At 61.0% G+C, this 25,906-nt stretch carries 25 protein-coding genes; 6 read left to right on the top strand and 19 right to left on the bottom strand.

What is annotated here, in order from left to right; all coding sequences use genetic code 11:
- Positions 1-6 precede the first annotated feature (6 nt).
- The 3 genes from tolR to ACQ4LH_RS03245 all read left to right on the top strand — a co-directional run bounded on the left by tolR (position 7) and on the right by ACQ4LH_RS03245 (position 3,276).
- Positions 7-450 (top strand): protein TolR, encoded by a 444-nt coding sequence (tolR, locus tag ACQ4LH_RS03255; protein WP_430695900.1) that lies wholly within the window; start codon positions 7-9, stop codon positions 448-450.
- A gap of 11 nt (positions 451-461) precedes the next feature.
- Positions 462-1,244, top strand: coding sequence for an energy transducer TonB (locus ACQ4LH_RS03250; RefSeq protein WP_430695899.1), 783 nt, complete (start codon positions 462-464; stop codon positions 1,242-1,244).
- 76 nt (positions 1,245-1,320) lie between these two features.
- Positions 1,321-3,276, top strand: a complete 1,956-nt coding sequence (locus ACQ4LH_RS03245; protein WP_430695898.1) for a PhoX family protein — start codon at positions 1,321-1,323, stop codon at positions 3,274-3,276.
- Positions 3,277-3,334: 58 nt separating this feature from the next.
- Here the strand turns inward: ACQ4LH_RS03245 and sph are convergent, their stop codons facing one another.
- From sph to ACQ4LH_RS03230, 3 genes are all read right to left on the bottom strand, one after another.
- A complete protein-coding gene (gene sph, locus ACQ4LH_RS03240; protein ID WP_430695897.1) occupies positions 3,335-4,849 on the bottom strand; it encodes a sphingomyelin phosphodiesterase in 1,515 nt (504 codons plus the stop codon).
- Between the two features lie 133 nt (positions 4,850-4,982).
- Positions 4,983-5,351 carry an MmcQ/YjbR family DNA-binding protein gene (locus tag ACQ4LH_RS03235; protein WP_430695896.1) on the bottom strand — a complete coding sequence of 123 codons (369 nt, stop codon included), beginning with the start codon at positions 5,349-5,351 and terminating at the stop codon, positions 4,983-4,985.
- Between the two features lie 18 nt (positions 5,352-5,369).
- A complete protein-coding gene (locus ACQ4LH_RS03230) occupies positions 5,370-5,648 on the bottom strand; it encodes a peptidylprolyl isomerase (RefSeq protein ID WP_430695895.1) in 279 nt (92 codons plus the stop codon).
- A 143-nt stretch (positions 5,649-5,791) separates the two neighbouring features.
- On the opposite strand from ACQ4LH_RS03230, the gene ACQ4LH_RS03225 reads away from it, so the two are divergent.
- Positions 5,792-7,012, top strand: a complete 1,221-nt coding sequence (locus ACQ4LH_RS03225) for a PilT/PilU family type 4a pilus ATPase (RefSeq protein WP_430695894.1) — start codon at positions 5,792-5,794, stop codon at positions 7,010-7,012.
- Between the two features lie 28 nt (positions 7,013-7,040).
- Here ACQ4LH_RS03225 and ACQ4LH_RS03220 read toward each other — a convergent pair whose 3' ends face one another.
- The 11 genes from ACQ4LH_RS03220 to ACQ4LH_RS03170 form a co-directional block, all read right to left on the bottom strand.
- Positions 7,041-7,808: a substrate-binding periplasmic protein gene (locus ACQ4LH_RS03220; protein WP_430695893.1), complete on the bottom strand. Its 768-nt coding sequence runs from the start codon at positions 7,806-7,808 to the stop codon at positions 7,041-7,043.
- A 32-nt stretch (positions 7,809-7,840) separates the two neighbouring features.
- Positions 7,841-9,796 (bottom strand): acetoacetate--CoA ligase, encoded by a 1,956-nt coding sequence (locus ACQ4LH_RS03215; protein WP_430695892.1) that lies wholly within the window; start codon positions 9,794-9,796, stop codon positions 7,841-7,843.
- 253 nt (positions 9,797-10,049) lie between these two features.
- Positions 10,050-10,952, bottom strand: coding sequence for a hydroxymethylglutaryl-CoA lyase (locus ACQ4LH_RS03210; RefSeq protein ID WP_430695891.1), 903 nt, complete (start codon positions 10,950-10,952; stop codon positions 10,050-10,052).
- A 131-nt stretch (positions 10,953-11,083) separates the two neighbouring features.
- Positions 11,084-13,045 (bottom strand): acetyl/propionyl/methylcrotonyl-CoA carboxylase subunit alpha, encoded by a 1,962-nt coding sequence (locus tag ACQ4LH_RS03205; protein WP_430695890.1) that lies wholly within the window; start codon positions 13,043-13,045, stop codon positions 11,084-11,086.
- Positions 13,042-13,842: a gamma-carboxygeranoyl-CoA hydratase gene (locus tag ACQ4LH_RS03200; protein ID WP_430695889.1), complete on the bottom strand. Its 801-nt coding sequence runs from the start codon at positions 13,840-13,842 to the stop codon at positions 13,042-13,044. The genes ACQ4LH_RS03205 and ACQ4LH_RS03200 overlap by 4 nt, the downstream gene beginning before the upstream one ends.
- Positions 13,843-13,878: 36 nt before the next feature.
- Positions 13,879-15,486 (bottom strand): carboxyl transferase domain-containing protein, encoded by a 1,608-nt coding sequence (locus ACQ4LH_RS03195; RefSeq protein WP_430695888.1) that lies wholly within the window; start codon positions 15,484-15,486, stop codon positions 13,879-13,881.
- A gap of 18 nt (positions 15,487-15,504) precedes the next feature.
- A complete protein-coding gene (locus ACQ4LH_RS03190; RefSeq protein ID WP_430695887.1) occupies positions 15,505-16,668 on the bottom strand; it encodes an isovaleryl-CoA dehydrogenase in 1,164 nt (387 codons plus the stop codon).
- A 29-nt stretch (positions 16,669-16,697) separates the two neighbouring features.
- The gene (locus ACQ4LH_RS03185) at positions 16,698-17,099 is read right to left on the bottom strand and encodes a MerR family transcriptional regulator (RefSeq protein WP_090253868.1); all 402 of its coding nucleotides are present in this window, start codon (positions 17,097-17,099) and stop codon (positions 16,698-16,700) included.
- 227 nt (positions 17,100-17,326) lie between these two features.
- Entirely contained in the window at positions 17,327-17,659 is a 333-nt protein-coding gene (locus ACQ4LH_RS03180) for a low molecular weight protein tyrosine phosphatase family protein (RefSeq protein ID WP_430695886.1), read from the bottom strand.
- Between the two features lie 51 nt (positions 17,660-17,710).
- Positions 17,711-17,932, bottom strand: coding sequence for a hypothetical protein (locus ACQ4LH_RS03175; protein WP_305591538.1), 222 nt, complete (start codon positions 17,930-17,932; stop codon positions 17,711-17,713).
- 132 nt (positions 17,933-18,064) lie between these two features.
- Positions 18,065-18,982 carry a LysR family transcriptional regulator gene (locus ACQ4LH_RS03170; RefSeq protein WP_430695885.1) on the bottom strand — a complete coding sequence of 306 codons (918 nt, stop codon included), beginning with the start codon at positions 18,980-18,982 and terminating at the stop codon, positions 18,065-18,067.
- Between the two features lie 158 nt (positions 18,983-19,140).
- On the opposite strand from ACQ4LH_RS03170, the gene ACQ4LH_RS03165 reads away from it, so the two are divergent.
- The gene (locus tag ACQ4LH_RS03165; RefSeq protein ID WP_305591534.1) at positions 19,141-20,370 is read left to right on the top strand and encodes an acyl-CoA dehydrogenase; all 1,230 of its coding nucleotides are present in this window, start codon (positions 19,141-19,143) and stop codon (positions 20,368-20,370) included.
- Between the two features lie 54 nt (positions 20,371-20,424).
- Here the strand turns inward: ACQ4LH_RS03165 and ACQ4LH_RS03160 are convergent, their stop codons facing one another.
- The 5 genes from ACQ4LH_RS03160 to xthA form a co-directional block, all read right to left on the bottom strand.
- Positions 20,425-20,628, bottom strand: coding sequence for a hypothetical protein (locus ACQ4LH_RS03160; RefSeq protein WP_430695884.1), 204 nt, complete (start codon positions 20,626-20,628; stop codon positions 20,425-20,427).
- A 4-nt stretch (positions 20,629-20,632) separates the two neighbouring features.
- Positions 20,633-21,616, bottom strand: coding sequence for a TerC family protein (locus ACQ4LH_RS03155; RefSeq protein ID WP_430695883.1), 984 nt, complete (start codon positions 21,614-21,616; stop codon positions 20,633-20,635).
- A 147-nt stretch (positions 21,617-21,763) separates the two neighbouring features.
- The gene (locus tag ACQ4LH_RS03150) at positions 21,764-22,513 is read right to left on the bottom strand and encodes a substrate-binding periplasmic protein (protein ID WP_430695882.1); all 750 of its coding nucleotides are present in this window, start codon (positions 22,511-22,513) and stop codon (positions 21,764-21,766) included.
- A gap of 110 nt (positions 22,514-22,623) precedes the next feature.
- Positions 22,624-24,006 carry a substrate-binding domain-containing protein gene (locus ACQ4LH_RS03145; protein WP_430695881.1) on the bottom strand — a complete coding sequence of 461 codons (1,383 nt, stop codon included), beginning with the start codon at positions 24,004-24,006 and terminating at the stop codon, positions 22,624-22,626.
- Between the two features lie 104 nt (positions 24,007-24,110).
- Complete coding sequence (gene xthA, locus ACQ4LH_RS03140; RefSeq protein ID WP_430695880.1) at positions 24,111-24,926, bottom strand: exodeoxyribonuclease III; 816 nt, start codon at positions 24,924-24,926, stop codon at positions 24,111-24,113.
- A gap of 143 nt (positions 24,927-25,069) precedes the next feature.
- Here xthA and ACQ4LH_RS03135 point away from each other — a divergent pair, with 143 nt between their 5' ends.
- Positions 25,070-25,711 carry a GNAT family N-acetyltransferase gene (locus tag ACQ4LH_RS03135; RefSeq protein WP_430695879.1) on the top strand — a complete coding sequence of 214 codons (642 nt, stop codon included), beginning with the start codon at positions 25,070-25,072 and terminating at the stop codon, positions 25,709-25,711.
- The last annotated feature ends 195 nt before the right edge of the window (positions 25,712-25,906 follow it).

The raw sequence follows: 25,906 nt of genomic DNA, 5'->3' as shown, positions 1-25,906 counted from the left end.
CCCGTCATGCGCAAGCCGATAAATAAACACGCGCCCAAGGCCGAGATGAATGTGGTGCCTTACATCGACGTGATGCTGGTGCTGCTGGTGATCTTTATGGTCACGGCGCCGATGCTCACCCAGGGTGTCAAGGTCGAGCTGCCAAAGGTCGCCAGTGAAGCGCTGCCCACCGATACCCAGCAGCAGATCCTGACGCTCTCGGTACAGGCGGACGGTGGCTATTACTGGAACCTGGGCAGCGAGCTGAACACGGAACAGCAGACCGACCGCACCGTGGGCCTGGAGGAAATGACCGCTCAGGTCACACAGATCATCGCCGAGCGCGGCGATACCCAGGTGTATATCCGCGCCGACCAGGCTGCCGACTACGCCACCGTGGTCGCCGGTATCGCCGCCTTGCAGAAGGGCGGGGTGAGTAACCTCGGCCTGATCACCGAGGCCCCGCAGTGAGCAGCGTGCTGATGGATCGTCCCGCCTCGATTACCTGGCCCAGATTGCCGATAGCGCGTCTGCGTAATGCCCAGGCTGCGCTACTGACCCTGGCCCTGCATGCATTGGTGCTGGCGCTGTTGCTGGCTAACTGGCCGGTGGAAAAGCCACCTGCGCCGAGCATCAACACCATCAGCATGCAGCTGCTCAGCTTGCCGCCACCTGCGCCGGTGGTGGAAGCCGCGCCTCCTGTGCCGGTCGAAGCCCCGCCGCCGCAAGTGCGTGCGCCGGTGGAGCCGCAGGTCGACCCGCGTATCGCCCAGCAGAAGTTGGAGCAGGCGGCCTTGGCGCACAAGCGTGTGGAGCAGAAGAGGCTTGAGCAGGAGCGTCAGCACAAACTTCAGGAACAGGCTCGCCTCGAACAGCAGCAACGTGAACAGGCGCAACAACGCCAAGCCGCCGAACAGCTGGCAGCGCAGCAACTTCAGCAGGCCGCTGATGCAGCTGCCGAGCAGGCGCGGCAGGCCGAAGCCGCTGCGGCGGCCAGCCGTCAGTACCTGCCGATTGCCAAGCAGGCACCGGCTTATCCGCAGCGGGCGCTGGACAAGGGCATCGAGGGCGAATGCACCGTCAGCTACACGGTCAACGCCCAAGGCCGGGTCGAACAGCCGGAGGTGATTGGCGCCTGCCACCCCATGTTTATCCGTCCCTCATTAGCCGCAGCGCAGAGCTTTCGTTACCAGCCGCGGGTGATCGATGGCCGCGCCGTCGCCGTGCCCAATGTGAAAAACACTTTTACCTACCGCATCGAATAAACCCATGCTCGCCGCCCAGGCTGCTCTGTGTAGAGCGGTGCGGGCTGGTGCGCGCCAACTTTTTGCGAGAGCCGTGATGAATCAGGATCACCAGCAGTTTCACGCCAGCCTTGAAGTCCACGACGACCAGTCGATCAACCCCAGTGGCAACCCGTCTCTGGCGCATGTGGTCGACACGCGTCGGCGCAATGTGCTCAAGGGCGGTCTTACCCTTGCCGCGCTCGGCTTCTTCGCCGGCGGCATCAGTGCCTGCCGCAGTGCCGGTGCCAGCCCGCTACTGGGCTTCAAGGGCGTACCGGTGCAGATCGATCCGCAATTCGACCGCGTGCTGGTCGCCGAAGGCTATAGCGCCACGCCGTTTTTCTCCTGGGGCGACCCGGTCGAGGCCGGCGCGCCGCAGTGGAGTCCGGATGCCAGCGACGATTGGCAGGCGCAGTTGAAACAAGCCGGCGACAACCACGACGGCATGGATTTTTTCGCCTTTGAAGGCGAAACAGACCGTGGCCTGCTGGTGATGAACCACGAATACGTCAACCCGCCGCTGCACCCCGGCAACCTGATCGACCAGAGCAAGCCACGGCCGATAAACGAAGTGCGCAAAGAACAAGCCGCCCATGGCGTCTCGGTGATCGAAGTGAAAAAGGCCGCCGACGGCCAGTGGCAGCGGGTTATGGATTCGCCCTACAACCGCCGCATCAGCGCCCTGACCGCCATGCGCATCGCCGGCCCGCTGGCCGGGCATGAGCTGATGCAAACCGTTGCTGACCCAACGGGCCTTGAAGTGCTCGGCACGATCAACAACTGCGCCACCGGCATCACGCCCTGGGGCACCTTCCTCACCTGCGAGGAAAACTGGCACAACTACTTTATCAACCGCGATCAGGCCGATTACGCCAGCCGCGTGTCGCACAAACGCTATGGCCTGGCCAAAGAGGGCACCAGTAAAAACTACGCCTGGGAGACCGCCGACCCACGCTTCAACGCCACCCCTGACCCGCAGCAAGCCCACGGCGGTTACGTCAACGAGCCGCATCGCTTTGGCTGGGTGGTGGAAATTGACCCCTTTGACCCACAGGCGCAGCCGGTTAAACGCACCGCGTTTGGCCGTTTCGGCCGCGAATGTGCGGCCCTGAGCCTGGGCGAGGACGGGCGCATGGCGTTCTACTCCGGCGACGATGCCAAGGGCGAGTACGTCTATAAGTTCGTCCCTAGCGGGCGTTTCGATGCGGCCAACCCCAAGGCCAACCGCGACCTGCTCGATGAAGGCACTCTCTATGTCGCGCGTTTCAATGCCGATGGCAGCGGTCAATGGCTAGCCCTGGTGCATGGGCAAAACGGGTTGACCAGCTCCAGTGGGTTTGCCAGCCAGGCCGAGGTGCTGCTTAACGCCCGCGCCGCCGCTGACTTGGTTGGGGCAACGCCGATGGATCGTCCCGAGTGGGCGGCTGTGCATCCTGCCAGCCGTGAGGTGTATGTGGCCCTGACCAATAACGATGGTCGCGGCGACAAACAACCCACCGACAAAGCCAACCCGCGCCCGCAGAACCTGCATGGGCAAATTCTGCGTTTCAAGGAGCAGGGCGCCGATCCTAGCGCTGAAACCTTCACCTGGGAGCTGTTCCTGCTGGCTGGCGAGCAGAAAGGCGCCAAGGATGCCAACGGCAACGTGGTGCCCGCCAACCTCACAGGCACCATCAATGGCGACATCTTTTCCTCCCCCGATGGGTTGGCCTTCGACAGCCACGGCCGTCTGTGGATTCAGACCGACTACGGCGACGATGAAGCGGCGATGCAGACCATGGGTTGCAACCAACTGCTGTGTGCTGACCCAAGTACTCGCGAGGTCAGACGTTTTTTGGTCGGCCCGCGCGGCTGCGAAATCACCGGCCTGGCCTGGAGCCCGGATGGCAAAGCGATGTGGGCGAATGTGCAGCACCCTGGTATCAGCTACCCGGCCAGCGACGGCCAAACCCGACCGCGTTCGACCACGGTGCTGATTACCAAAAATGATGGTGGGGTGATTGGCAGTTAAGCCAGTTCCCGGCGAGAGGGGTACGAAAAAGGCGGCTATTACAGCCGCCTTTTGTCGATCAGTAATGCAGCTTGCTGCTCCAGTCCGGGTAGTGCGCCGGGCGCTTGAAGTGCACGCGGAACTGTTCGGCATTGGCCGCTGAGCTGCTCCACAGGTACAGGTGCTCTTTCCAGCTGCCGGAAGCCCAGTTCTGCAGGTAGTAATCACTGCCGCGCACGGTATCGCGGTCGCGCAGGCGTAGTGTGTCGCCATCCTTGAGGCAGCCGCTGTTGTTGGGTAGTTCGATGCGCAGCTGATTGGAGGAGTCGCCTGCCTTCATGTAATAGGCGTAGTTACCGCCGCCACCGCCCAGCCACCAGTTGAGCCAATAGCCGGGATGGCGACGTGATTCCACCTCGATATAGTCGCCACTGCGGATGCAGAAACTCTCCGGGTGGTACCAGTTGCTCAGGCTGAACAGGCTCTCAGGCTCCAGCCCGTTGCCGTTGATCTTCACCCAGTCGTTGGCTTTGCTGCTGCCGGCGCGCAGGGTTTTGCCGGTGGTGGTGCTTTGCAAGACCACTTCGCCGTAGAGGTTTTGCTGCGGCTTGCTGGCGCGGGTTGGCGTCGTGCTGTCGGCGCGGGTGAAGCCGGCTACCGGTGAATGATCGGAGTAATCCTGAAACTGCCAGGTCGCGCCCGCCAGGTTGACCGTCCAGCGTGGCGCTGGGGTATCCAGAGCCTGGTTGTGCCAGAACGGCAGTTGCCGGTGATTGCGCGAAACGAAGATGTAATCCAGGTATTCCGGGGCATGATTGGGGTATTGGTAGTTGGCGATGCCGTTGCGCAGGGTATCAAAGGTGGTGTCGCTGCCGGCATAGCTGTCGGGTGCGTTGACCTGCAGGCGGGCGAGCATGTCGTGGTACTCGCCGCTGTCCTTGATTACGTTGAAGTCGCCGCCAATAAACACCAGCTGATCGAGTGCAATGCCTCGGGCACTGATGAAGTTCTGCAGTTCATCAAACTGGCTGGCCCGCACAGCGGTGCCTTTGCCATCCGGGCAACCGGTGTCCGCCGCCTGCGCATGGGTGCCGATGATGTGCACGGCCTGGCCATTGCGATTGAGTTTGACGTAGACGAAGCCCTTGTTGGACAGGTAATCCGCCCCGCAACCCTGGCTATAGACATATTGCACGCGTTGCTCGATTGGCCAGCGGCTGACGATGGCCACGCCGCCATCTTCCGGGGTGGTGTCCGAGTAGGCGCCTAACGTGGCATCCCAGCCGGTGCGGCTACGCCCGAGCACGGGCGTCTGAAACGGGTATTGGCTTTGCAAACCGTTCAGCAGAATGGTCGATGCCGGGTTATCGAACAGCTCGTTGAGAATCACCGCATCCTGGCCCTGGATATACGCCGCCTCGGCGATCAACGCCGCACGCTGCTGTTGGCCCCAGCCGGGTTTGATGCTGCTGGGCAGCAGGAACACGTTATGCGCTAGCAGTTTGAACTGCTCATCCGGGCTTGCCTGGGCAAACGTCGGGGCGGATAGGGCAAGCGTACTGAAACACAGCAGTGGCAACAGGCATCGATGCATGGGGTGGCCTCCGGGTAGGGGAATGGCCAGTCTTCCAGTCACCGTTAACCGCGAGAATGATCGAAAGGTGGGTGGGCTAGACCAGCGCCAGCGCAGTCTGCTTGGCGAGGGTTACATCGGCATGACGTGGCTGTTACGAATCCGCTGCTGGTGGGTCGAGCAACAGAGCTAGCTTCAGGCGTTTGGGCAGTTTGGCTACCACCAGCTGATGGGAGCGCGTTAGCAGTTCGCGCAGTTCGCCATCACTTAGCGGGTAGGGCGCGGCCATGCTGATCCAGCGTGCTCGAGCCAGATACGGGGCAGGGCGGATGCCCGGGCGGTCGCAGTAACCGAGAAACAGGTCGGCATCGACTTTAAAAGCGAGACCGTCGCGGCTGTCCAGGTGGAACAGGGCGAACATCTTGCTCTCGGCCACCGAGAACACCCGCACGCCGCCCCATTTGATGTCCTCACGGGCACCCGGCAGGCTTAGGCAGAACGCGGCGATTTGCTCGATGGTCATGCCAGGGACGCTCCTGTGTTACTCGCGGTAGAAAACCTGCACCAGATGATAGCCAAACTGGCTTTTCACCGGGCCGTGGACTTCACGTACCGGTTTTTTGAAGATCACCTGATCGATGGCGCGCACCATCTGCCCAGGGCGCACTTCACCCAGGTCGCCGCCTTTCTTGCCGGATGGGCAGGTCGAGTATTTGCGTGCCAGCACGTCAAACGCCTCGCCGGCGGCAATACGTTTTTTCAGCGCGACGGCTTCTGCTTCGGTTTTCACCAGAATATGGCGGGCCATTGCCTTCGGCATGACGGGCTCCTCGGATTTGGATGGGCGTATTGTGCCAGTATTATCAGCCGCTTAGCGCTTGGGCCGGGCAAGCTCCGATTTTCTCGGGAGCGATGCGTAATCTTGGCCTAACGTAATAAATCCAACTCGCGGGAAATTTTGTTATGGACCTCAATGCCATGCTGAAAATCCTGTCCAGCCAGGACGGGTCCGACCTTTATCTTTCTACCGGGGCGCCGCCCTGTGCCAAGTTCAATGGCGTGCTCAAGGCGCTCAGCGCCGACCCGCTCAAGGCCGGTGAGGTGGCAGCGATTGCCGATTCGGTGATGGACAGCGCGCAGCGTGAGGAATTCGAGCGTGAGCTGGAGATGAACCTGGCGATTTCCATTCCCAGCGTCGGGCGCTTTCGCATCAATATCTTTAAGCAGCGCAACGAGGTGTCGATCGTTGCGCGCAATATCAAGATGGAAATTCCCAAGTTTGAAGACCTCAAGCTGCCGGAAGTGCTGCTCAAAACGGTGATGGAGAAACGCGGCCTGGTGCTGTTCGTCGGCGGCACCGGCTCGGGCAAGTCGACCTCCCTGGCGGCGCTGATCGACTACCGCAACCGCAACAGTGGCGGCCATATCATCACCATTGAAGACCCGGTGGAGTACGTGCATAAGCACAAGAAATCGATCATCAATCAGCGTGAAGTTGGGGTGGATACCCGCAGCTTTCATGCGGCGCTGAAGAACACCCTGCGCCAGGCGCCGGACGTGATCCTGATTGGCGAGATTCGCGACCGCGAGACCATGGAACATGCCCTGGCCTTTGCCGACACCGGCCACTTGGCGATCTCCACGCTGCACGCGAACAACGCCAACCAGGCGCTGGACCGCATCATCAACTTCTTCCCGGAAGACCGCCGCCCGCAATTGCTCAATGACCTGGGCAACAACCTCAAGGCGTTCGTTTCACAGCGTCTAGTCAAGACCATCGACGGCAAGCGCCGCGCGGCGGTAGAGGTGCTGCTGGGCACGCCGACCATTCGTGATTTGATCAAGCGCAACGAGTTTTCCGAGATCAAGGAGATCATGGAAAAGTCGAAAAACCTCGGTATGCAGACCTTCGATCAGGCACTGATTGACCTGGTCAACGATGGCTCGATTGATGAAGAAGAAGCGGTGAAAAACGCCGACTCAGCAAACAACGTGCGCCTCAAGCTCAAGCTCTACCGCGACAACCCAGGTACCTCAGCGCCTGCCGCTGCGCCCGCGCCAGTGGCCGCCGCACCGACTCCTGCGGCACCCGCAGCGTCGGCGGGTGAATGGGGGCTGGAGCTGAAACTGGAGGATATCGAAGAGGAGCAGCTGCCAGAGGACTCCGGTCGCAAAGGCATTTGAGCACCGGTGGTGACAGGCATGTCCGCCGTTAATGCACGGGCCGGTAGGCGTCCTGAATACGCTGGATCATGCCTTCATCACGTAGCGCGTCGACTGCCTTGCGCAGACTCTCCTGCAAGTCTGCGTCGCACTTTTTGGAGCAGGCCAGGTACAGATCGGTACTGGCCAGCACGGGGCTCATCTGCAACCGATTGTCGCTTTGCGGCCACAGATACAAGCCTTCCGGCACCCCGGTAAACCAGGCATCAACACGGCCCAGTTCAAGCATGCGTGCGGGATTATCGCCAAGCTTGAGGCTGACAATCTGCTCATCGGCAAACCCCTCGCGCTTGAGTATTTCCATCTGTGCGGTGCCCAGGCCGACGGCGATACGCTTATAACGCTGACGCGCCTCGGCAAAGTCGGCCACTGGCGCGTCGAGGCTGAAGAAGGCGCGTTCAAGTGGCGAAATCGGGGCGATCCAGGTGTACAGGGCTTCGCGCTCAGGGGTACGCGAAAGCGGAATGATCAGCAGGTTTTGGCCGCGGCTGACCCGCTGCTGGGCGCGAGCCCAGGGGGTTACATGGATATGGCTGAGATACCCCGCGCGAGCAATGGCGGCCAATGCCACATCGCCGACCATGCCGTAGCCGCCTTGAAAGCTGACAAAGGTCAGCGGCGGCGCGTCCGGCATATGCAGCTCCAGCGGTTCCTGCGCTTTTACGCCTGGGCTCAACGAGGTCAGTAGTACAGCGAGACAGATCCAACGCGAAACCACGGCAGCACTCCAGCAACGACTGGCTTGGAGTATAAGCATTGCGTGCCGAGCAAGGCTGGAGTTTTGGTACTTTAGTTCTGCAAGTCAGCCAGGTCGCGATACAGCTCTAGCGCCTGCGGGTTAGCCAGGGCATCGGTGTTTTTCACTGGTTTGCCGTGCACCACATTGCGCACCGCCAGTTCGACGATCTTGCCGCTGATGGTGCGTGGGATATCTGCCACGGCAATGATCTTCGCCGGTACATGGCGCGGTGTGGTGTTGGCGCGGATTACCTGGCGGATCTGCGTTTGCAGCGCGTCGGTCAGTTCGATGCCATCGCGCAGTCGCACAAACAGCACCACGCGCACATCGTCGTCCCACTCCTGGCCGATGGCGATGGACTCCAGCACGGCTTCGACCTTCTCCACCTGGCGATAGATCTCGGCGGTGCCGATACGTACGCCGCCAGGGTTGAGTACTGCGTCACTGCGACCGTGAATCACCAGCCCAGCATGGGCGGTGATCTCTGCGTAATCGCCGTGGGCCCAGATTCCGGGGAACGTCTCGAAGTAGGCCGCCTGGAACTTGCTGCCGTCGCCATCCTTCCAGAAACCCACGGGCATGCTGGGGAAATGCTGGGCGCAGACCAGTTCGCCTTTTTCGCCCGTAACGGCTTGGCCCGCGTCGTTCCACACCTGCACGTCCATGCCCAGGCCTTTGCATTGCAGCTCACCGCGCCACACCGGCAGCATCGGGTTGCCGAGGGCGAAGCAGGAAACGATATCGGTGCCGCCGGAGATCGACGACAGGCACAGATCGGCTTTGATCTCGCGGTAGACGTATTCGAAGCTCTCGTGGGACAGCGGCGAGCCGGTCGACAGAATGGCCTTGAGCCGTTGCAGTTTGTGCGTGTTACCCGGCTTGGCACCGGCTTTTTCCAGAGCTGCGAGAAATTTGGCGCTGGTGCCGAAGATGCTGATGTTTTCCGCGTCGATCAGATCGATCAGGCGTTCCGCGCCGGGGTGAAAAGGCGAGCCGTCAAACAGCACCAGGGTCGCGCCCAGAGCCAGGCCCGAGACCAGCCAGTTCCACATCATCCAGCCGCAGGTGGTGTAGTAGAACAGCGTGTCGTCTGCATGCAGGTCAGTGTGCAGACCGAGTTCCTTGACGTGCTGCAGCAAGGTGCCGCCGCTGCCATGCACGATGCACTTGGGCACGCCCGTGGTGCCGCTGGAATAGAGGATATACAGCGGGTGATCGAACGGTACCTGGGTGAATTCGGGTTCGCCGCCGGGCTGATAGAAATTCTGCCACAGCGCGACCTTGGCCGAGGTCTGGAAGTCGGCGGCTTTGGCCTGGGCATTGGAGTAGGGCACCACAATCAGCTGCTCAAGCGAGGGCAGGCGTTCGAGGATTTCATTGAGTTTGCCGCTCAGGTCGAGATTCTTGCCGGCGTAGCGGTAGCCGGCGGCGGCGATTAGTACCTTGGGCTCGATCTGGCCGAAGCGGTCGATCACGCCCTGGGTGCCAAAATCCGGCGAGCAGCTCGACCAGGTCGCACCGAGGCTGCTGGCGGCAAGCATACCGACCAGGGTTTGCCAGGTGTTGGGCATAAAAGCGGCAACGCGCTCACCGATACCAACGCCGGCTTCTCGCAGGCTGCGTTGCAAACCCGCGACATGGGCGGCCAGCTCGGCATAGCTCAGTTGCTCGCGCGAACCGTCCTCACCAATGGCGATTAGGGCAGGGTGGTGATCGCGGCGACGCAGCAGGTGTTCGGCAAAGTTCAGCGTTGCCCCGGGAAACCAGTGGGCGCTGGGCATGGCGCTGCCTTCTTGCAGCACTGCCTCGGGTTGGGCGCTAAAGCGGATCTCGAAGAACTCGACAATCGCCTGCCAAAAGGCCTCACGCTGTTCCACGCTCCAGGCGTGCAGCGCCGGATAGTCGGCCAGTTGTAGGCTGTGGCGCTGATTGACGAAGCGGCGGAAGCCGTCCATCCGGGTGGCGGCGATACGTTCCTTGGAGGGTGTCCACAAGGGCTGTTGCATGTCGATTCCTCATTCGGCAGGTGCCGTAATTCTTATTGTGCCGAGCTGTTGCGCCTGGCCGATGGCACGCTAGCCTACTGGTCGCAGACAGCCTTGACCTGTAGCGACCCTTATTGCTCGGCTGCCGACCTGGCGGCTGTTGTAGCAGTTTTGCACCGAAGGCAGGGCCGGCACGCGGCATCTGGGGCTCGGGCTTTACAGGCTGTAAACAAAGCCTGACGGCAGTGGTTTTCCTAGCCAGATGCAGACAGATTTACGCGCTGGCCAGCCGCGCCCGTGCCACCCGCGAACCATTCGGTTTATCCAGCACCGCGCAAATACGCTGGCCTGCGGCGATCAGCCGGCCCATATCAATACCGGTTTCGATGCCCAGGCCTTCAAGCAGGTACAGCACATCTTCGGTCGCAACATTGCCAGTGGCGCCTTTGGCGTAAGGGCAGCCGCCCAGACCCGCAACCGAGCTGTCGAATACGCTGATGCCTTCGAGCAGACTGGCGTAGATATTGGCCAAAGCCTGGCCATAAGTGTCGTGGAAGTGTCCGGCCAACAAATTACGTGGCACCTCGCGGCCGACCACGTTGAACAGGTGACGGGTTGCTCCGGCAGTGCCGGCACCTATGGTGTCGCCCAAGGAAACCTCATAGCAGCCCATGGCATACAGCTCACGAGCCACGCTGGCGACTTGCTCGGGCGGCACGCTGCCGTCATAGGGGCAGCCCAGTACGCAGGAAACATAACCGCGCACGCGAATGCCATGCTGCTTGGCGGCGTCCATTACTGGGACAAAGCGCTCAAGGCTCTCGCTGATTGAGCAGTTTATGTTCTTCTGCGAGAAAGCTTCCGAAGCCGCGGCAAACACCGCCACTTCGCGCACGCCCGCTTCCAGCGCGCCTTCAAAGCCTTTGAGGTTGGGGGCCAGGGCCGCGTAGGTAATACCTGGCAACTGCTGGATCTGCGCAAACACCTCGGCGCTGCCAGCCATTTGCGGCACCCACTTGGGCGAGACAAAGCTGCCCACCTCGATATAGCTGAGGCCTGCGGCCGACAGATCATCGACCAGACGCACCTTGTCGGCCACGCTGATCGGTTGTTTCTCATTCTGCAAACCGTCGCGCGGGCCGACTTCGACCAGGCGGACTTGTTTGGGTAGGTTCATCGTTGCCTCGTTGTTCGTCTCGATGAGTATCGCGTTGCTCAACCCATCCTACGTTGCTGTGCTCACCTGTAGGAGCGGCCTTGGCCGCGATAAACCCTGATCGCGGCCAAGGCCGCTCCTACAAAACATCGTTATGCGCTGGCTTCATCGAGTTCCACCAGCATGGCGCCTTCGCTGACCATCTCGCCCTCGCTGCAATACAGCGCCTTGACGGTGCCGGCATGCGGAGCGCGGATGCTGTGTTCCATCTTCATCGCTTCCAACACCACCAGCGCAGTGCCGGCTTCGACCTGCTGGCCGGCTTCGACCAGTACCCGCACGATACTGCCGTTCATCGGTGCAGTGAGGCCGCCGTGCTGCTGATGGCTGGCTTCGACTTCGGCAATCGGGTCGACAAGCTGAATGCTGCGCAGCTCGCCGGCGTAGTGCAGATACAGGCTGTTACCTCGACGAATCGCCAGATGCTGCTGACGCAGGCCGTCGCGCTCCACCTGTAGGACTTCGCCTTGCAGCTGTACGGTGGAAGTCGAAGCATGGTGCAGGCGAATTACCTGGCGTTCGCTCTGGCAGCTCAGGTGCAGATCGGTTTCCGCTGGCAGGCCCAAGCGCAGGCCGTTATTGCAGGCCCAGGGCGAGTGGTTGTCGTCGTTGCGCTGCAGTGGCGCGTCACTTTGCACAAAGGCCTCGGCGGCCAATTGCCAGAACTCGGCCGGTAACTCGCTCACCGCAGGAAGCAACTGCGCCTCGTGGCGCGGAATAAAGCCGGTATCCAGCTCCGCATTGGCAAAGGCCGGATGGGCCAGTACGCGGGTAAGAAAGGCCAGGTTGGTTCTGACTCCGCCGACGCAGGTTTCCTTAAGCATGGCCAGCAGGCGCAGGCGCGCCTCTTCGCGGTTTTCGCCCCAGGCGATCAGTTTGCCGAGCATGGGGTCATAGAAGGGCGAGACTTCATCGCCTTCGCTGACGCCGCTGTCTACCCGACGACCTGGGCCAGCGGCGGCTTCGCGGTACAGCGCCAGGGTACCTGTGGCAGGCAGGAAGTCGTTGTCCGGATCTTCGGCATACAGGCGCACCTCGATGGCATGGCCAATCAGCGGCACTTGCTCCTGGGTGATCGGCAGCGCTTCGCCACGGGCGACGCGAATCTGCCAGGCCACCAGATCCAGACCGGTAATCAGCTCGGTGACTGGGTGCTCGACCTGCAGGCGGGTGTTCATCTCCATAAAGAAGAAGTCGCCGCGCTCATCCAGGAGAAATTCCACGGTGCCGGCACCGACATAGCCGATGGCCTGTGCCGCCTTGACCGCCGCTTCGCCCATGGCTCGGCGCAGTTCAGCTGACAAACCGGGCGCAGGGGCCTCTTCAACCACTTTCTGATGACGACGCTGGATCGAGCAGTCGCGCTCATTCAAGTACAGGCAGTTGCCATGCGAGTCGGCAAAGACCTGGATCTCCACATGGCGCGGCTTGAGTACGTATTTTTCCACCAGCATGCGCGAGTCGCCGAACGACGATTGCGCCTCGCGCTGGGCGCTGGCCAGAGCCTCGGCCAGTTCGCTTTCGCGCTCGACCACTTTCATGCCCTTGCCACCGCCGCCGGCCGCGGCTTTGAGCAGCACCGGGTAGCCGATTGCGTTCGAGGCTGCGCGGAAGGTTTCCACATCCTGCGCTTCGCCGTGATAGCCAGGCACTAGCGGTACCCCGGCGGCTTCCATCAGCGCCTTGGCCGCAGACTTGCTGCCCATGGCGTCAATGGCCGAGGCGGGCGGACCGAGAAAGATCAACCCTGCGGCTTCGATAGTGCGGGCAAAGCCTGCGTTTTCCGAGAGAAAGCCATAACCTGGGTGAATCGCCTGGGCACCGCTGGCTTTGGCCGCAGCGATCAGCGCGTCGATCCGCAGGTAGCTTTCCGCCGGCTTGGCACCGCCAAGATTCACCGCCAGATCGGCTTCGCGCACATGGCGGGCGTTGGCGTCGATGGCGCTGTGTACCGCCACGGTCTGAATGCCCATGGCTTTGGCCGTGCGCATCACCCGGCAAGCGATTTCGCTACGGTTGGCTACCAGCAGGGTGTCGATAGGCTTAAGGCTCATACTTGTGGCTCCTGCCATGCGGGTTTGCGCTTATCCAGGAATGCCCGTAGGCCTTCCTGACCTTCGGGGCTAACGCGGATACGGGCGATGGCGTTTTCTGTGTAACGGCGCAGCGCTGGGGTCAGCACGCCGCTGCCGACTTCGCGCAGCAGATCTTTGCTCGCCAGCATGGCCTGGGGGCTATTGAGCAGAAGCGTGTTGATCCACTCGGCCACGGCCGGCTCCAGGGCGTCGGCGGCATAGCATTCGGCAAACAACCCCAGCTCCTGTGCGCGCTGACCGCTAAAGCGCTCAGCCGTCAGGGCATAGCGCCGCGCCGCGCGCTCGCCAATCGCCTGCACGACAAAGGGACTGATCACCGCCGGCGCCAGGCCGATGCGCACTTCGGACAGGCACAGCTGGGCGTCAACTGTGCCGATCGCCATATCGCAGCAGCTGATCAAACCCAGCGCACCACCAAATGCCGCGCCTTGCACCACCGCCAGGGTCGGGATCTTCAGCTGATAAAGGTTGTGCATCAGCTCGGCCAGCTCGCGTGAGTCGGCGAGGTTGGCGTTGTAGTCCAGGGTCGCCGCGTGCTGCATCCAGGCGAGGTCCGCTCCGGCGGAAAAGTGCTTGCCGCGGCCGCGCAGCAGCAGGAAACGCAGGCTTTTGTCGGCCATCACCGCGTCGAGGGCCTGAATCAGCTCGCGGATCATTTCGGCGTTAAAGGCGTTGTTCTTATCCGCACGGTTCAGCCAGAGAGTGGCAAAGCCGCGTGGGTCTGTTTGCAGTTCGATGGTGCTGAAATCGGTCATGGTCTGTCGCTCTAGAATCCGGGGCAGGGCGCTGCCTTACATGCGGAACACGCCAAAGGTGGTCGGCTCGATCGGCGCGCTAAGGCTGGCGGACAGCGCCAGGCCCAAGATGTCGCGGGTTTGCGCCGGGTCGATAACACCGTCGTCCCACAAGCGGGCGCTGGAGTAGTAGGGGTGGCCCTGGCGTTCGTACTGTTCGAGGATCGGCTGCTTGAGCTTGGCTTCATCCTCGGCGGAGAAACTCTGCCCGGCGCGAGCGGCCTGCTCGTGCTTGACTTGCACCAGTACGCCGGCGGCCTGTTCGGCGCCCATCACGCCGATGCGCGCATTCGGCCACATCCACAGAAAGCGTGGGTCATAGGCGCGACCGCACATGCCGTAGTTACCGGCACCGAAGCTGCCGCCAATGATCACGGTGAATTTCGGCACCTTGGCGCAGGCCACGGCGTTGACCAGTTTTGCGCCGTGCTTGGCGATACCGCCGGCTTCGTATTTCTGCCCGACCATAAAGCCGGTGATGTTCTGCAAGAACAGCAAAGGAATGCCACGCTGGCAGGCCAGCTCAATAAAGTGCGCGCCTTTTTGTGCGGATTCGGCGAATAAGATCCCGTTATTGGCGAGAATCGCCACCGGATAGCCGTGGATATGCGCAAAACCGCACACCAGGGTTGCGCCAAACAGTGCCTTGAACTCATCGAATACGCTGCCATCGACGGTGCGAGCGATCACTTCACGTACATCGAACGGCTGCTTGGCGTCCGCTGGAATCACCCCGTACAGCTCTTCGCCGCTGTAAAGCGGATTGATCGGCGTACGGTTGTTGAGCACGCCGAGCTTGCGCCAGTTCAGATTGCTGATACTGCGCCGGGCCAGGGCCAGGGCGTGTTCATCGTTGTCGGCGTAATGGTCGGCTACGCCGCTAGTCTTGCAGTGCACATCGGCACCGCCAAGGTCTTCGGCGCTGACCACTTCACCGGTGGCGGCTTTTACCAGCGGCGGGCCGGCGAGGAAGATGGTGGCCTGGTTGCGCACCATGATCGCTTCATCGGCCATGGCCGGCACATAGGCGCCGCCTGCGGTGCAGGAACCCATGACCACGGCGATCTGCGGGATACCCATGGCCGACATATTGGCCTGGTTGAAGAAGATCCGGCCGAAGTGCTCGCGATCCGGGAACACTTCATCCTGGCGCGGCAGGTTGGCGCCGCCGGAGTCCACCAGATAGATGCACGGCAGGCGATTCTGCTGGGCGATGGTCTGCGCGCGCAGGTGCTTTTTCACCGTCAACGGGTAGTAGCTACCGCCTTTTACTGTGGCGTCGTTGGCCACGATCATGCATTCCACACCCTCGACCCGGCCGATACCGGCCACCACCCCAGCCGCCGGTACTTCTTCGCCATACACCTCATGGGCGGCCAGCTGGCCGATTTCGAGGAAGGGCGAGCCGATATCCAGCAGGCGGTTGATCCGTTCACGTGGCAGCAACTTGCCGCGCGAGGTGTGACGCTCCTGAGCCTTGGCACCGCCGCCTTCATGAACGCGGGCGAGCAGGGCGCGCAGGTCGTTTACCTGAGTAAGCATCGCCGCGCTATTGGCGGCGAACTCCGGCGAACGGGTGTTGATCTGGGTGTGCAGAATGGCCATCTGGCGCGCTCCGTCAGGCTATTTGGTTTCGTTAAACAGTTCGCGGCCGATCAGCATGCGGCGGATCTCGCTGGTGCCGGCACCGATCTCGTAGAGCTTGGCGTCACGCAGCAGGCGGCCGGCCGGGTATTCGTTGGTATAGCCGTTGCCGCCCAGCAGCTGGATGGTATCCAGTGCCATCTTGGTGGCCATTTCGGCGGTGTAGAGGATCACTGCGGCGGCGTCTTTGCGCGATTCCTCGCCGCGATCACAGGCTTTGGCGACGTTGTACAGGTAGGACTTGGAGGCATTCATGCCGGCGTACATGTCGGCCAGCTTGCCCTGCACCAGCTGGAACTCACCAATCGATTGTTTGAACTGCTGGCGTTCGTGCACGTAGGGCAATACCACATCCATGCAGGCGGTCATGATCCCGGTCGGGCCACCCGAGAGCACAGTGCGCTCGTAGTCCAGGCCACTCATCAGCACGCGTACACCACCGCCTTCGGCGCCGAGGATGTTCTCTTCCGGTACTTCGCAGTCCTCGAACACCAGCTCGCAGGTGTTGGAGCCGCGCATGCCCAGCTTGTCCAGCTTCTGGTGGCGGGAGAAGCCCTTGTAGTCTCGCTCGACGATAAACGCGGTCATGCCGCGTGAGCCGGCGCTGATGTCGGTCTTGGCATAGATCACGTAGGTGTGGGCGTCGGGACCGTTGGTGATCCACATCTTGTTGCCGTTGAGTACATAGCGGTCGCCGCGCTTCTCGGCGCGCAGCTTCATCGACACCACGTCGGAGCCGGCATTCGGCTCGCTCATGGCCAGGGCACCAACGTGTTCGCCGGAGCACAGCTTGGGCAGGTACTTGGTCTTCTGCTCATGGGTGCCGTTCTTGCGGATCTGATTCAGGCACAGGTTGGAGTGAGCGCCATAGGACAGGCCGACCGAGGCCGAGGCGCGGCTGATCTCTTCCATCGCCACCACATGGGCCAGGTAACCCATGTTGGTGCCGCCGTATTCCTCTTCCACGGTCATGCCGAGCAGGCCCATGTCGCCAAACTTGCGCCACATGTCCATGGGGAACTCGTTGTCGCGGTCGATCTGCGCGGCACGCGGGGCCAGTTCGGCCTGTGAGAACTGATACACCGAGTCGCGCAGCATATCGATGGTCTCGCCGAGACCGAAGTTGAGGGATGGGTAGCTCATGGTTCCACCTGTAATTGTTCGAATTAAGTTCAGGAGATAACGGTTTGTTTTTTATCAGTTTCAGCCAAAGCAGCTAGGCAGCGCTCTTCGGCGGTATCCAGCTCAAGCTGCATCTGTTCGATGTCCAGCAGTTGCTGCTGCAACTGGGCGCGGCGTTCAGCGATCTTGGCCATAAAGGTGTGCAGCTGCTTGTGATTGCCGTGTACCGGGTCGTACAGCTCGATCAGTTCCTTGCACTCGGCGAGCGAGAAGCCGATGCGCTTGCCGCGCAGGATCAGCTTGAGGGTGACCTTGTCTTTGGCAGTGTAGATGCGCTCCTGGCCACGGCGTTCGGGGCTGAGCATCTGCTGTTCTTCATAGAAACGAATGGCGCGGGTGGTGATGTCCAGCTCGCGGGCCAGTTCGGAAATGGAGTAGGTGGTGGCGGACATACGGCAGCGCTCTTGTTTACCTTTACGTTAACGTAAGGCTGAGCCGGTATTTAGTCAACAACCTTGAGCGGGCGCCTAGCTGATGTGTTTTATAGGTTCGCCGGATAGCCTTTAAAACAAAGGCTTAGGGCAGATAGCTAAAGATTCCATGAGGAATTTATGCCACTTCGTAGACGCGAGCGGACGGATGCCGCCTCGCTAGCTAAGCGGTGAGATAGATCGGGGATTTAGCGTGGCGGCAAAAAGCGCTGCATCTTGGTGTTCAGCAGTGCTATCAGGGCGGGGTCCATAAACTCGTAGTCGTCCGGGATATCCAGACAAACCACGCGTTTGTTGGTCAGATGGGCTTTGAATTTGCTGGCCAGTTTGCTGCGATGCACCCGCTGCATCACCAGAACCAGATCGGCCCAGGCCAGCAGCTCGGGGCAGACTGGTGTGTCGGCGTCATGATTGACGCCGGCCGATGCGGTTTCCACACCGGGCCACTCAGCGAATAGCTGCTCGGCGGTAGGGCTGCGTAGGCGATTTTTGGCGCAGATAAATAGCAGTTTAAGTGGCAAACAATCGTCCCTGATCGGCGCCGAGCTAAGCGCTATGGATAAATGGAAGGCTTACGGCTTTCTACCGGCAAAGCCGAACAGCAAACCGCCGGCGAGTATGGCGCCGATGCCCGCCCAAACTGGCACGTTGACTCTTTCCTTCTCCTGCACCGAGAGCTCGATCGGGCCGAGCTTCACTGCGGTGGTGTCCTTGGTGTAGCTGAAACCGCCATACAGCAGCCCCAACAGGCCCGCCACGACCAGTGCGATAGAGATAATCCGGATTGAATTCATGTTGTGATCCTCGTGCAGCGCCTGAGCTAATCGCCAGCGGTTTCAAAGGCAGGGCCGTCCAGGCCATTGAAGCACAGTGATGGCGTCTTGCAGGCGATTTCCTTGATCACAGATAGCGCGGTGCATTCGCCGTTAAGCTTTCTTTTCCAGGGCTGTGGCTTGCTGGGATATCTCGATGATCTGCTCGCGCATCCAGCGGTTGGCTGGGTCCTGGTCGGTGCTTTCGTGCCAGTAGATGTGGGTTTCCAGCGGCGTCATGTCCTTGATTGGCAGCTCGACAAAGTGCAGGTCGTTACGCCTTGCGAAGCGTTCCGGCACGGTCATGGCCATGTCGGTGCCTTGCAGCACGGTGGTGGCCATCAGGTAATGCTGCGAGCGCAGGGCGATCTTGCGCTGGATGCCCATACGGCCGAGGGCCAGGTCGACATGGCCGAGGCCGCTGCGACGGCTGGAGATATGGATATGGGTCAGGCCCATGTATTCATCCAGGCTGATTTTCTCCTTGGCCAGCGGATGGCCGCGGCGCATGGCGCACACGTAGCGGTCTTCCATCAGCTTGACGTGGCGTACCTGCGGGTCAGTGTTGAGCGGCGCGTCGACGGCAAAATCCAGACGGCCGGCGGCCAGCTCCTTGGTAGTTTCGCGGCGCCGGGCCAGCATGCTTTCGATATTCACGTTGGGCGCTAGGCGGCGCAGGCGCTGGAACAGCGGCGGCAGGACGATGGCCTCGGTGAGGTCGGTCATGCTGATGCGGAAGGTCTTGTTGGCCTGCGCCGGGTTGAAGATGCGGCTTTCCTGCACGGAGATGCGCAGTTGCTGCAGCGCATTGCGCACCGGGCCGATGATGTTCTGCGCCATTGGCGTGGGCACCATGCCCTGGGCGGTGCGCACAAACAGCGGGTCATTGAAGGTTTCGCGCAAACGCGCGAGGGCGTTGGACACTGCGGGCTGGGTAATGCCGACGATCTGCCCGGCACGGGTCAGATTGGCCTCGGTGTAGATGGCATCGAAGACGACGAAGAGGTTGAGGTCGACCTTGTTCAGATTCATTACACGCTCGCTCCGCAGGTTGTCGGTATCAGTGGATCATATATCGGTGATGAATGTTTATACACGGTGAGAATAGATTAGATAAATCCTAAGCCCTGTTCTAGCATCATTTCCACTTCACCGAACTCCCCAAAAATCAGCGTCAGAAGGTAGCCACCATGGATTTCGCCTACTCCCCCAAGGTTCAGCAGCTGCGTGAACGCGTCACCGCGTTTATGGAGACCCATGTCTATCCAGCCGAAGCCGTGTTCGAGCAGCAGGTCAATGAAGGCGACCGCTGGCAGCCCACCGCGATCATGGAAGAGTTGAAAGCCAAGGCTAAAGCCGAAGGCCTGTGGAACCTGTTTCTACCGGAATCCGCGCTGGGCGCCGGCCTGACCAACACTGAATACGCGCCACTGGCGGAAATCATGGGCAGCTCGCTGATCGGCGCTGAGCCGTTCAACTGCGCCGCGCCGGACACCGGCAATATGGAAGTGCTGGTGCGCTACGCCAATGAAGCGCAGAAAGAGCAGTGGCTCAAGCCGCTGCTGGACGGCACCATCCGTTCCGCCTTCGCCATGACCGAGCCAGGCGTGGCTTCTTCGGATGCCACCAATATGCAGGCCAGCGCAGTGCGCCAGGGCGATGAGTGGGTGATCAACGGCCGTAAGTGGTGGACTTCCGGCGCTTGCGATCCGCGCTGCAAGATCATGATCTTTATGGGTCTGACCAACCCGGATGGCCCGCGCCATCAACAACACTCGATGATTCTGGTACCGATGGATGCCCCAGGCGTGAAAGTGCTGCGCCCGCTGCCGGTATTTGGCTACGACGACGCGCCACACGGCCATGCCGAAGTACTGTTCGAAAACGTCCGCGTACCGTACGAGAACGTGCTGCTGGGTGAGGGTCGTGGTTTCGAGATTGCCCAGGGTCGCCTTGGCCCAGGCCGTATCCACCACTGCATGCGTTCCATCGGCATGGCCGAGCGCGCACTGAAACTGATGTGCGAACGCTCGATCAATCGCACTGCCTTCGGCAAGCCGCTGGCCCGCCTGGGCGGCAATATCGATCACATCGCCGACTCGCGCATGGAGATCAATATGGCCCGTCTGCTGACGCTGAACGCGGCTTATATGATGGACACCGTGGGCAACAAGATTGCCGCCAGCGAAATCGCCCAGATCAAGGTGGTTGCACCCAACGTCGCGCTGAAGGTGATCGACCGGGCAATCCAGATCCACGGCGGCGCCGGGGTTTCCAACGACTTCCCGCTGGCTTACTGGTACGCCATGCAGCGCACCCTGCGTCTGGCTGACGGCCCGGATGAAGTGCACCGTGCGGCCATCGGCAAGTTCGAGATCGGCAAGTACGTGTCGAAAGAAGTGATGAACGCCAGCCGCTAAAGCGCGTCACTGAAAAACCACAAGGCCCGCATTTGCGGGCCTTGTGCGTTACGGCTAATGCGGGGTTCCCGGCGGAGCAAACTCATCATCGGGATTAGCGCTCTGTTGCAGCCAGAGCATGCGCATATGCAACTGCGCCGCAAAGGCGCGAGCGGCTTGTTCCTGATGAAAGATCAGGCTGCGGCGGCCCATGCGCACTTGCCAACGCAGCTTGCCGCGCTGCAGCAGCGGCTCGATAACGATGCTCGGTGAACTCAAACGATCAATGCTCCTGCCTGGGTGCGCGGGTTTTCAGTAGCGACAGTACCACTCCGCCCGCCAGTAAGCCGAGGGTCATGCACAGCGAGAGCAGGGCGGGCACCTTGACGATATCGTGGAGAAAGATCTTGCCGCCAATAAACATCAGCACCAGTGCCAGGGCGTACTTGAGGTAGATAAAACGGTGCATCAGCGCCGCCAGGGCAAAGTACAGCGCGCGCAGGCCGAGAATCGCGAAGATGTTCGAGGTGTAGACGATAAACGGGTCCTGGGAGATGGCCAGCACCGCCGGCACGCTGTCCACGGCAAACACTAGGTCAGCCAGTTCGATGAGTACCAGCGCCAGCAGCAGCGGCGTGGCATGCAGCAGGTGCTTGCCCGACTTTCTATCCGGCTGACGCACCAGGAAGCGTCCGCCGTGCATGTCCTCGGTCACTCGAATATGCCTGCGCAGAAACTGCAGCAGGCGGTTCTGACTGAGGTCGGGGTGCTGTTCTTCCTGAGCCGAAAGCATGCGTACGCCGGTAAACAGCAGAAACGCGCCAAACAGGTACAGCACCCATTCGAAGTTCTGCACCAGCGCCGTGCCCAGGCCGATCATCGTTGCGCGCAGCACGATCACCCCGAGAATGCCCCAGAACAGCACGCGGTGTTGATAGCGCCGGGGGATGGCGAAGAAGTTGAGAATCACCGCCATAACGAACACGTTGTCCATCGACAGCGATTGCTCGACCAGAAAGCCGGTGTAGAACTCCAGCGCTTTGGTCGCACCCAGCTGCCACCAGATCCAGCCGCCAAAGGCCACGCCAACGCTGAAGTAGCCGCTGTACAGCAGCAGGCTTTCGCGCATCTCGATTTCATGCTGATCGCGGTGCAGCACGCCGAGGTCGAGTATCAGCAAACCGAGGATGATCAGCAGAAAGGCCAGCCAGAACCAGCCAGGGGTGCCGAACAGTGGGGTTGTGAGCATGCTTGCAAGGCTATCCATGAAGCCACCTCGAATGTCTGCCTAAGTTGAGAATCAACTCAGTGACTCCGACATCACGGTGAAGGCTCACCGCCAGAGGGGCCCGGCGTCACGCTGATTAAGCAATAGGCCTTGCTGGCAATCTTGGCAAGCGCAGGAGCGGGGTATTCAGTTGCTGTACTGGTAGATGATCGGGGCAAAAATGCCCGTGTCGTGGCCATTCTTCAGGCACTGATTGAACTGCTCCAGGAACCAGCCCATCTTCAGCGCTTTGGCAATGCCCATATGCTTGCTGTCGCTCTTGAACGGCACCGGCAGGGTGGTAAAGGCATCGGGCTGCAAGCCTGGCCAGCTCTGGGCGAGCCTGCGGATATCGACACTGGAGCCGAGCAGGATCGCATCGATACGCTCACGCTGCAGCATGCCCAGGCCGCTGCGGGTGTCGTTGAAACCGACGATGGTCAGGGTGCCGTTGGCCACGGCTTCGTCATACGCAGTGCCATAGCTGGTGCCGATAGTGGCGCCGATCAGCTTGTCTTTAAGGTCAGTGATGTTTTCGTAGGGAAACTCACGGCCTTTCTGCACCACCAGCACGATATGCTCGGTGAAGATCGGCTCGGAAAAGTCGAACAGCGTCAGGCGTTCCTCACTGATCGACAAGCCGATCACGCCGCCTTCACTGCGCTCGGCCATGGTGTAGGCACGTTTCCACGGCAACAGCTGGATCTGATAGGGCACCTGCATCTGGTTCAGGCAGTGTTTGCTGATGTCCACGACAATACCCTTGGCCTCGCCATCCTCCTCAAAGTACTTGGGGAAGCCATCGTGTGCACCAAACACCCGGAACACCTCGGCCTGGGCGCTTTGTACGACCAGCAGAGCCAGCAGCAGGATCAGCCGCAGAGGTTTAGCGGGCATGGCAGAACCTCAAATAGAGGCGAGAAAGTCTGTTCAGCTTAGCCACTCGGCGCTGTTAATCACTGCCTGATGCAGCAATACCTGCAAACAACGCCAGGGCTGAGCCAGCTCTAGTAAACCCAGACTTCCACCCGGCGGTTCTTGATCCGCCCGTCATCGCCGCTGTTGGCGGCTACCGGCAGTTCATCGCCCATGCCGATGATGTCGCGGAAGATCACGCCACCCTTGTTCAGCTCGCGACGTACGGCCATGGCGCGCAACTTGGACAACAGTTCAGCGCGAGCGGTGTCGGCCTTGGCATCGCCGAAGCCCACCAGTACCACCTTGTCATGCAGCTTGTCCTGCTCACGCAGGTAGGTCATCAGCCGGTTGAGGTCGCGCAGGGCCTTGTTGTCGAGGTTGGCGCTGCCTTCCTGAAAGCGGAAGTTCACCGACAGGCGTTGAGCGTTCTTCGCTAAATCCTGGTAGTTCGCCGGCATTTGCGCATTGGCGGGGATTTTCACCGCCTGCACGGTCTGCGCGATAAAGCCGTTCTGGTCGACAATTGCCTGGCCACGGGTGCTATGGGCGAACTGCACCAAGGCGCGGCCCCAGGGGTTGCTCAGCTCCGGCTGGTTATACAGAAACAGCCGGCGCGACAGCGGGTAATCCTCGGTGGCAACCAGGGTCAGGCTCGGCAGCATCGGTTGCGAGTCGCCGGCGGCAATCGCCACGGCCTTGGCCTGGCGAATATAAGGCAGGCCGATAAAGCCGATGCCGTTAGGGTCCTGGCTGACCGAGTCGGAGAGCTTTTCGCTGGACTCGAAGCGCTTGGCGTTGGCAGCCAGGACTTTGCCGTTGGCGCTCAGCACCAGCTCCTTGAAGGTGTCGAAGGTGCCGGACTTGTCATCACGGGCGTACAGGGTAATGGCACCGGCTGGCGCACCGAGTTGCGCCCAGTCGCTGATCTCTCCGGCAAATATCTGTGCCAGCTGCGCGGTGTTCAGCGCCGCCAGCGGATTGCTTGGATGCAGGATGATGGCCAGGCCGTCGAGGGCGATGATCTGCTCGGCGCTGGCGCTTTTCAGGTCGCCCAGGCTCAGCAGGCTGGTGGCTTCACTGTCCTTGATCGGCCGGGACGAAGCGGCCAGTTCGGCGCTGCCATCGGCCAATGAGGTAAAACCGGTGCCCGAGCCGTGGGCCGCCACTTCAATGCTTACGCTGCGGCCGTCGGCGGTCTTACCGATGATCTTCTGCTCGTTTTCCGCCGCGCCTGCTTCGATGCGAATGGCGCTCAGACCCTGTTCTTCGAGCAAGCCTTTGACCAGCGCCGGGCCAAGCCGCGCACCAATGGTGTTAGAGCCCTGGATACGCAGCACGCTGCTGTTATCGCTGGGGATGGGCAGGGCGGCGAATACCGACCAGGGCAGGGCGTAGCAAATGGAGCCGAGCAGCAGAAAGCTGACGGTACGAATCCAGGTATCACGTTCGAAGGCAGAGGAGGCGCGCAACATGCGGCAAACACCTTATATGGGTGAGTGAAAGTGCCGCGAAGATAAGACAAAAAAGTGACTGCAATATGACAGTCACTTATCTATGTGAAGCCTCTACTACAGGCTTACTGCGTCAGTTCCAGCCAGATGGGGGCGTGATCCGATGGCTTTTCCATGCCGCGCAGGTCGTAGTCGACGCCGGCATCCTTGATCCGCGCCTGCAACGCCTGGGAGGCGAGAATCACGTCGATGCGCAGACCGCGCTTGGGTTCGTCCTCGAAGCCGCGGCTGCGGTAATCGAACCAGCTGAAACGGTCATTCACCGCCGGGTTGAGATGGCGGAAGCTGTCGACCAGGCCCCAGCTCTTCAGGGTGGCCAGCCACTCGCGCTCTTCTGGCAGGAAGCTGCATTTACCGGTTTTCAGCCAGCGCAGGCGATTGGGTTCACCAATGCCGATGTCGCAATCTTCCGGCGAGATATTGATATCGCCCATCACCACCAGCGCCTGCTCGGGGCTGAACTGGCTGAGCAGCAGTTGCTGTAAGTCGGCATAAAAACGCTGCTTGGCCGGGAATTTGGTCGGGTGGTCACGGCTTTCGCCTTGCGGGAAGTAGCCATTCATTACCGTCACCGGATTGCCCTGGGCATCGGCAAAGGTGCCGTAGATAAAGCGCCGCTGCGCGTCCTCGGCATCCCCGGGAAAACCCTTATGCAGGCTCAGGGGCTCCTGGCGCGAGAGTAGGGCAACGCCGTAATGGCCTTTCTGGCCGTGGTAATGCACGTGATAACCGAGCTGGCGAATTTCCGCCTCGGGGAACTGCTCGTCGGAGACCTTGGTTTCCTGCAGACCGATAACATCCGGCTGGTGTTTGTCGATCAATGCGGCCAGTTGATGCGGGCGTGCACGCAGGCCATTGATATTGAAGGAGACGATCTTCATGGGCGGCAGTCCTGGCTGTGGCTCTGGAAAGCTCGCGATGCTAGCCCATTACCGGCCCTGCCTGCCAGCCTGTGGCGGCGCTGGGTACGCGGTGCTAACGTGGCTGCAGGCCCAGTAAATCAAGAACAACAGAGGTCAATTCGATGCCCAACAGTCTCGCCGAAGTTCGCATGCTCGATGGCGGTTATGCCCGCGAAGCACGCTCATTGCTCTACCACGCCTACCGTCACGACCCCACCTTTGCCTATCTGTTCGAGGCCGAGCGGCCAGGCTATGACCAGCGCGTACGCGCCACGGTGCGCGAGCTGGTACAGCAGCACTTTTCTGAGGACCTGCCGGCCATTGGCTTGCTGATTGACGATCGCCTGATCGGCATGGCGCTGATCGCACCGCCACAGCGGCGCATGGACATCACCGAAAGCTGGGGCTGGCGCATGCGCATGCTGCTGACCACAGGTTTCCGTTGCACCAAGCGTTACCTGGAATACCACGACGCGGTAATCGCCTGCCTGCCGCCGGGCCCCTATCACGTGCTGCCGCTGCTCGGCATTCACCCGGAATACCAGGGCAAGCACCTCGGCGAGCAACTGCTCGAAGCACTGCACAACTGGTGTGCTGAAGACGCCAGCTCGCAGGGCGTGGTGCTGGATACCGGAAATTCGCACTACCTGGATTTCTATAAACGCCAGGGTTACGAGGAAATCGGCGAGGTGGCCATCGGCCCGATTATCGAGCACGTGTTTTTCCACCCAAGCCCGCAAGTTGCAGTCAAAGCCAGCGCCTAAGAGCCCGCCCCGGATCTGCTGCGCGTCGGCCCTGCTGCGTTAAAAGCAGGCCGGGACGCGGCGTCTCGGAATGCTCATGTACAGTTCGTACACTCCGCTTGATTCGCTGCGCTCACCCATGGGTCAGCCGTTGGCTGTTACTCCGCTGCGCTGCGTTTCTCGCCTGTTTTTGCCTTGCACGGCTCTAGCTCGCTA

Source organism: Pseudomonas peli, from assembly GCF_050563605.1.
In the GTDB taxonomy this organism is placed as follows: Bacteria; Pseudomonadota; Gammaproteobacteria; order Pseudomonadales; family Pseudomonadaceae; genus Aquipseudomonas; species Aquipseudomonas peli_A.
Note: the sequence above shows the minus strand (reverse complement) of the source record. Positions and strands in the feature narration are given on the sequence as shown.

Excerpts from the sequence above, each read along its gene's own strand:
- tolR (WP_430695900.1), top strand. The coding sequence starts at position 7 with ATGCGCAAGCCGATAAATAAACACGCGCCCAAGGCCGAGATGAATGTG.
- ACQ4LH_RS03250 (WP_430695899.1), top strand. The coding sequence starts at position 462 with ATGGATCGTCCCGCCTCGATTACCTGGCCCAGATTGCCGATAGCGCGT.
- ACQ4LH_RS03245 (WP_430695898.1), top strand. The coding sequence starts at position 1,321 with ATGAATCAGGATCACCAGCAGTTTCACGCCAGCCTTGAAGTCCACGAC.
- sph (WP_430695897.1), bottom strand. The coding sequence starts at position 4,849 with ATGCATCGATGCCTGTTGCCACTGCTGTGTTTCAGTACGCTTGCCCTA.
- ACQ4LH_RS03235 (WP_430695896.1), bottom strand. The coding sequence starts at position 5,351 with ATGACCATCGAGCAAATCGCCGCGTTCTGCCTAAGCCTGCCGGGTGCC.
- ACQ4LH_RS03230 (WP_430695895.1), bottom strand. The coding sequence starts at position 5,648 with ATGCCGAAGGCAATGGCCCGCCATATTCTGGTGAAAACCGAAGCAGAA.
- ACQ4LH_RS03225 (WP_430695894.1), top strand. The coding sequence starts at position 5,792 with ATGGACCTCAATGCCATGCTGAAAATCCTGTCCAGCCAGGACGGGTCC.
- ACQ4LH_RS03220 (WP_430695893.1), bottom strand. The coding sequence starts at position 7,808 with ATGCTTATACTCCAAGCCAGTCGTTGCTGGAGTGCTGCCGTGGTTTCG.
- ACQ4LH_RS03215 (WP_430695892.1), bottom strand. The coding sequence starts at position 9,796 with ATGCAACAGCCCTTGTGGACACCCTCCAAGGAACGTATCGCCGCCACC.
- ACQ4LH_RS03210 (WP_430695891.1), bottom strand. The coding sequence starts at position 10,952 with ATGAACCTACCCAAACAAGTCCGCCTGGTCGAAGTCGGCCCGCGCGAC.
- ACQ4LH_RS03205 (WP_430695890.1), bottom strand. The coding sequence starts at position 13,045 with ATGAGCCTTAAGCCTATCGACACCCTGCTGGTAGCCAACCGTAGCGAA.
- ACQ4LH_RS03200 (WP_430695889.1), bottom strand. The coding sequence starts at position 13,842 with ATGACCGATTTCAGCACCATCGAACTGCAAACAGACCCACGCGGCTTT.
- ACQ4LH_RS03195 (WP_430695888.1), bottom strand. The coding sequence starts at position 15,486 with ATGGCCATTCTGCACACCCAGATCAACACCCGTTCGCCGGAGTTCGCC.
- ACQ4LH_RS03190 (WP_430695887.1), bottom strand. The coding sequence starts at position 16,668 with ATGAGCTACCCATCCCTCAACTTCGGTCTCGGCGAGACCATCGATATG.
- ACQ4LH_RS03185 (WP_090253868.1), bottom strand. The coding sequence starts at position 17,099 with ATGTCCGCCACCACCTACTCCATTTCCGAACTGGCCCGCGAGCTGGAC.
- ACQ4LH_RS03175 (WP_305591538.1), bottom strand. The coding sequence starts at position 17,932 with ATGAATTCAATCCGGATTATCTCTATCGCACTGGTCGTGGCGGGCCTG.
- ACQ4LH_RS03170 (WP_430695885.1), bottom strand. The coding sequence starts at position 18,982 with ATGAATCTGAACAAGGTCGACCTCAACCTCTTCGTCGTCTTCGATGCC.
- ACQ4LH_RS03165 (WP_305591534.1), top strand. The coding sequence starts at position 19,141 with ATGGATTTCGCCTACTCCCCCAAGGTTCAGCAGCTGCGTGAACGCGTC.
- ACQ4LH_RS03155 (WP_430695883.1), bottom strand. The coding sequence starts at position 21,616 with ATGGATAGCCTTGCAAGCATGCTCACAACCCCACTGTTCGGCACCCCT.
- ACQ4LH_RS03150 (WP_430695882.1), bottom strand. The coding sequence starts at position 22,513 with ATGCCCGCTAAACCTCTGCGGCTGATCCTGCTGCTGGCTCTGCTGGTC.
- ACQ4LH_RS03145 (WP_430695881.1), bottom strand. The coding sequence starts at position 24,006 with ATGTTGCGCGCCTCCTCTGCCTTCGAACGTGATACCTGGATTCGTACC.
- xthA (WP_430695880.1), bottom strand. The coding sequence starts at position 24,926 with ATGAAGATCGTCTCCTTCAATATCAATGGCCTGCGTGCACGCCCGCAT.
- ACQ4LH_RS03135 (WP_430695879.1), top strand. The coding sequence starts at position 25,070 with ATGCCCAACAGTCTCGCCGAAGTTCGCATGCTCGATGGCGGTTATGCC.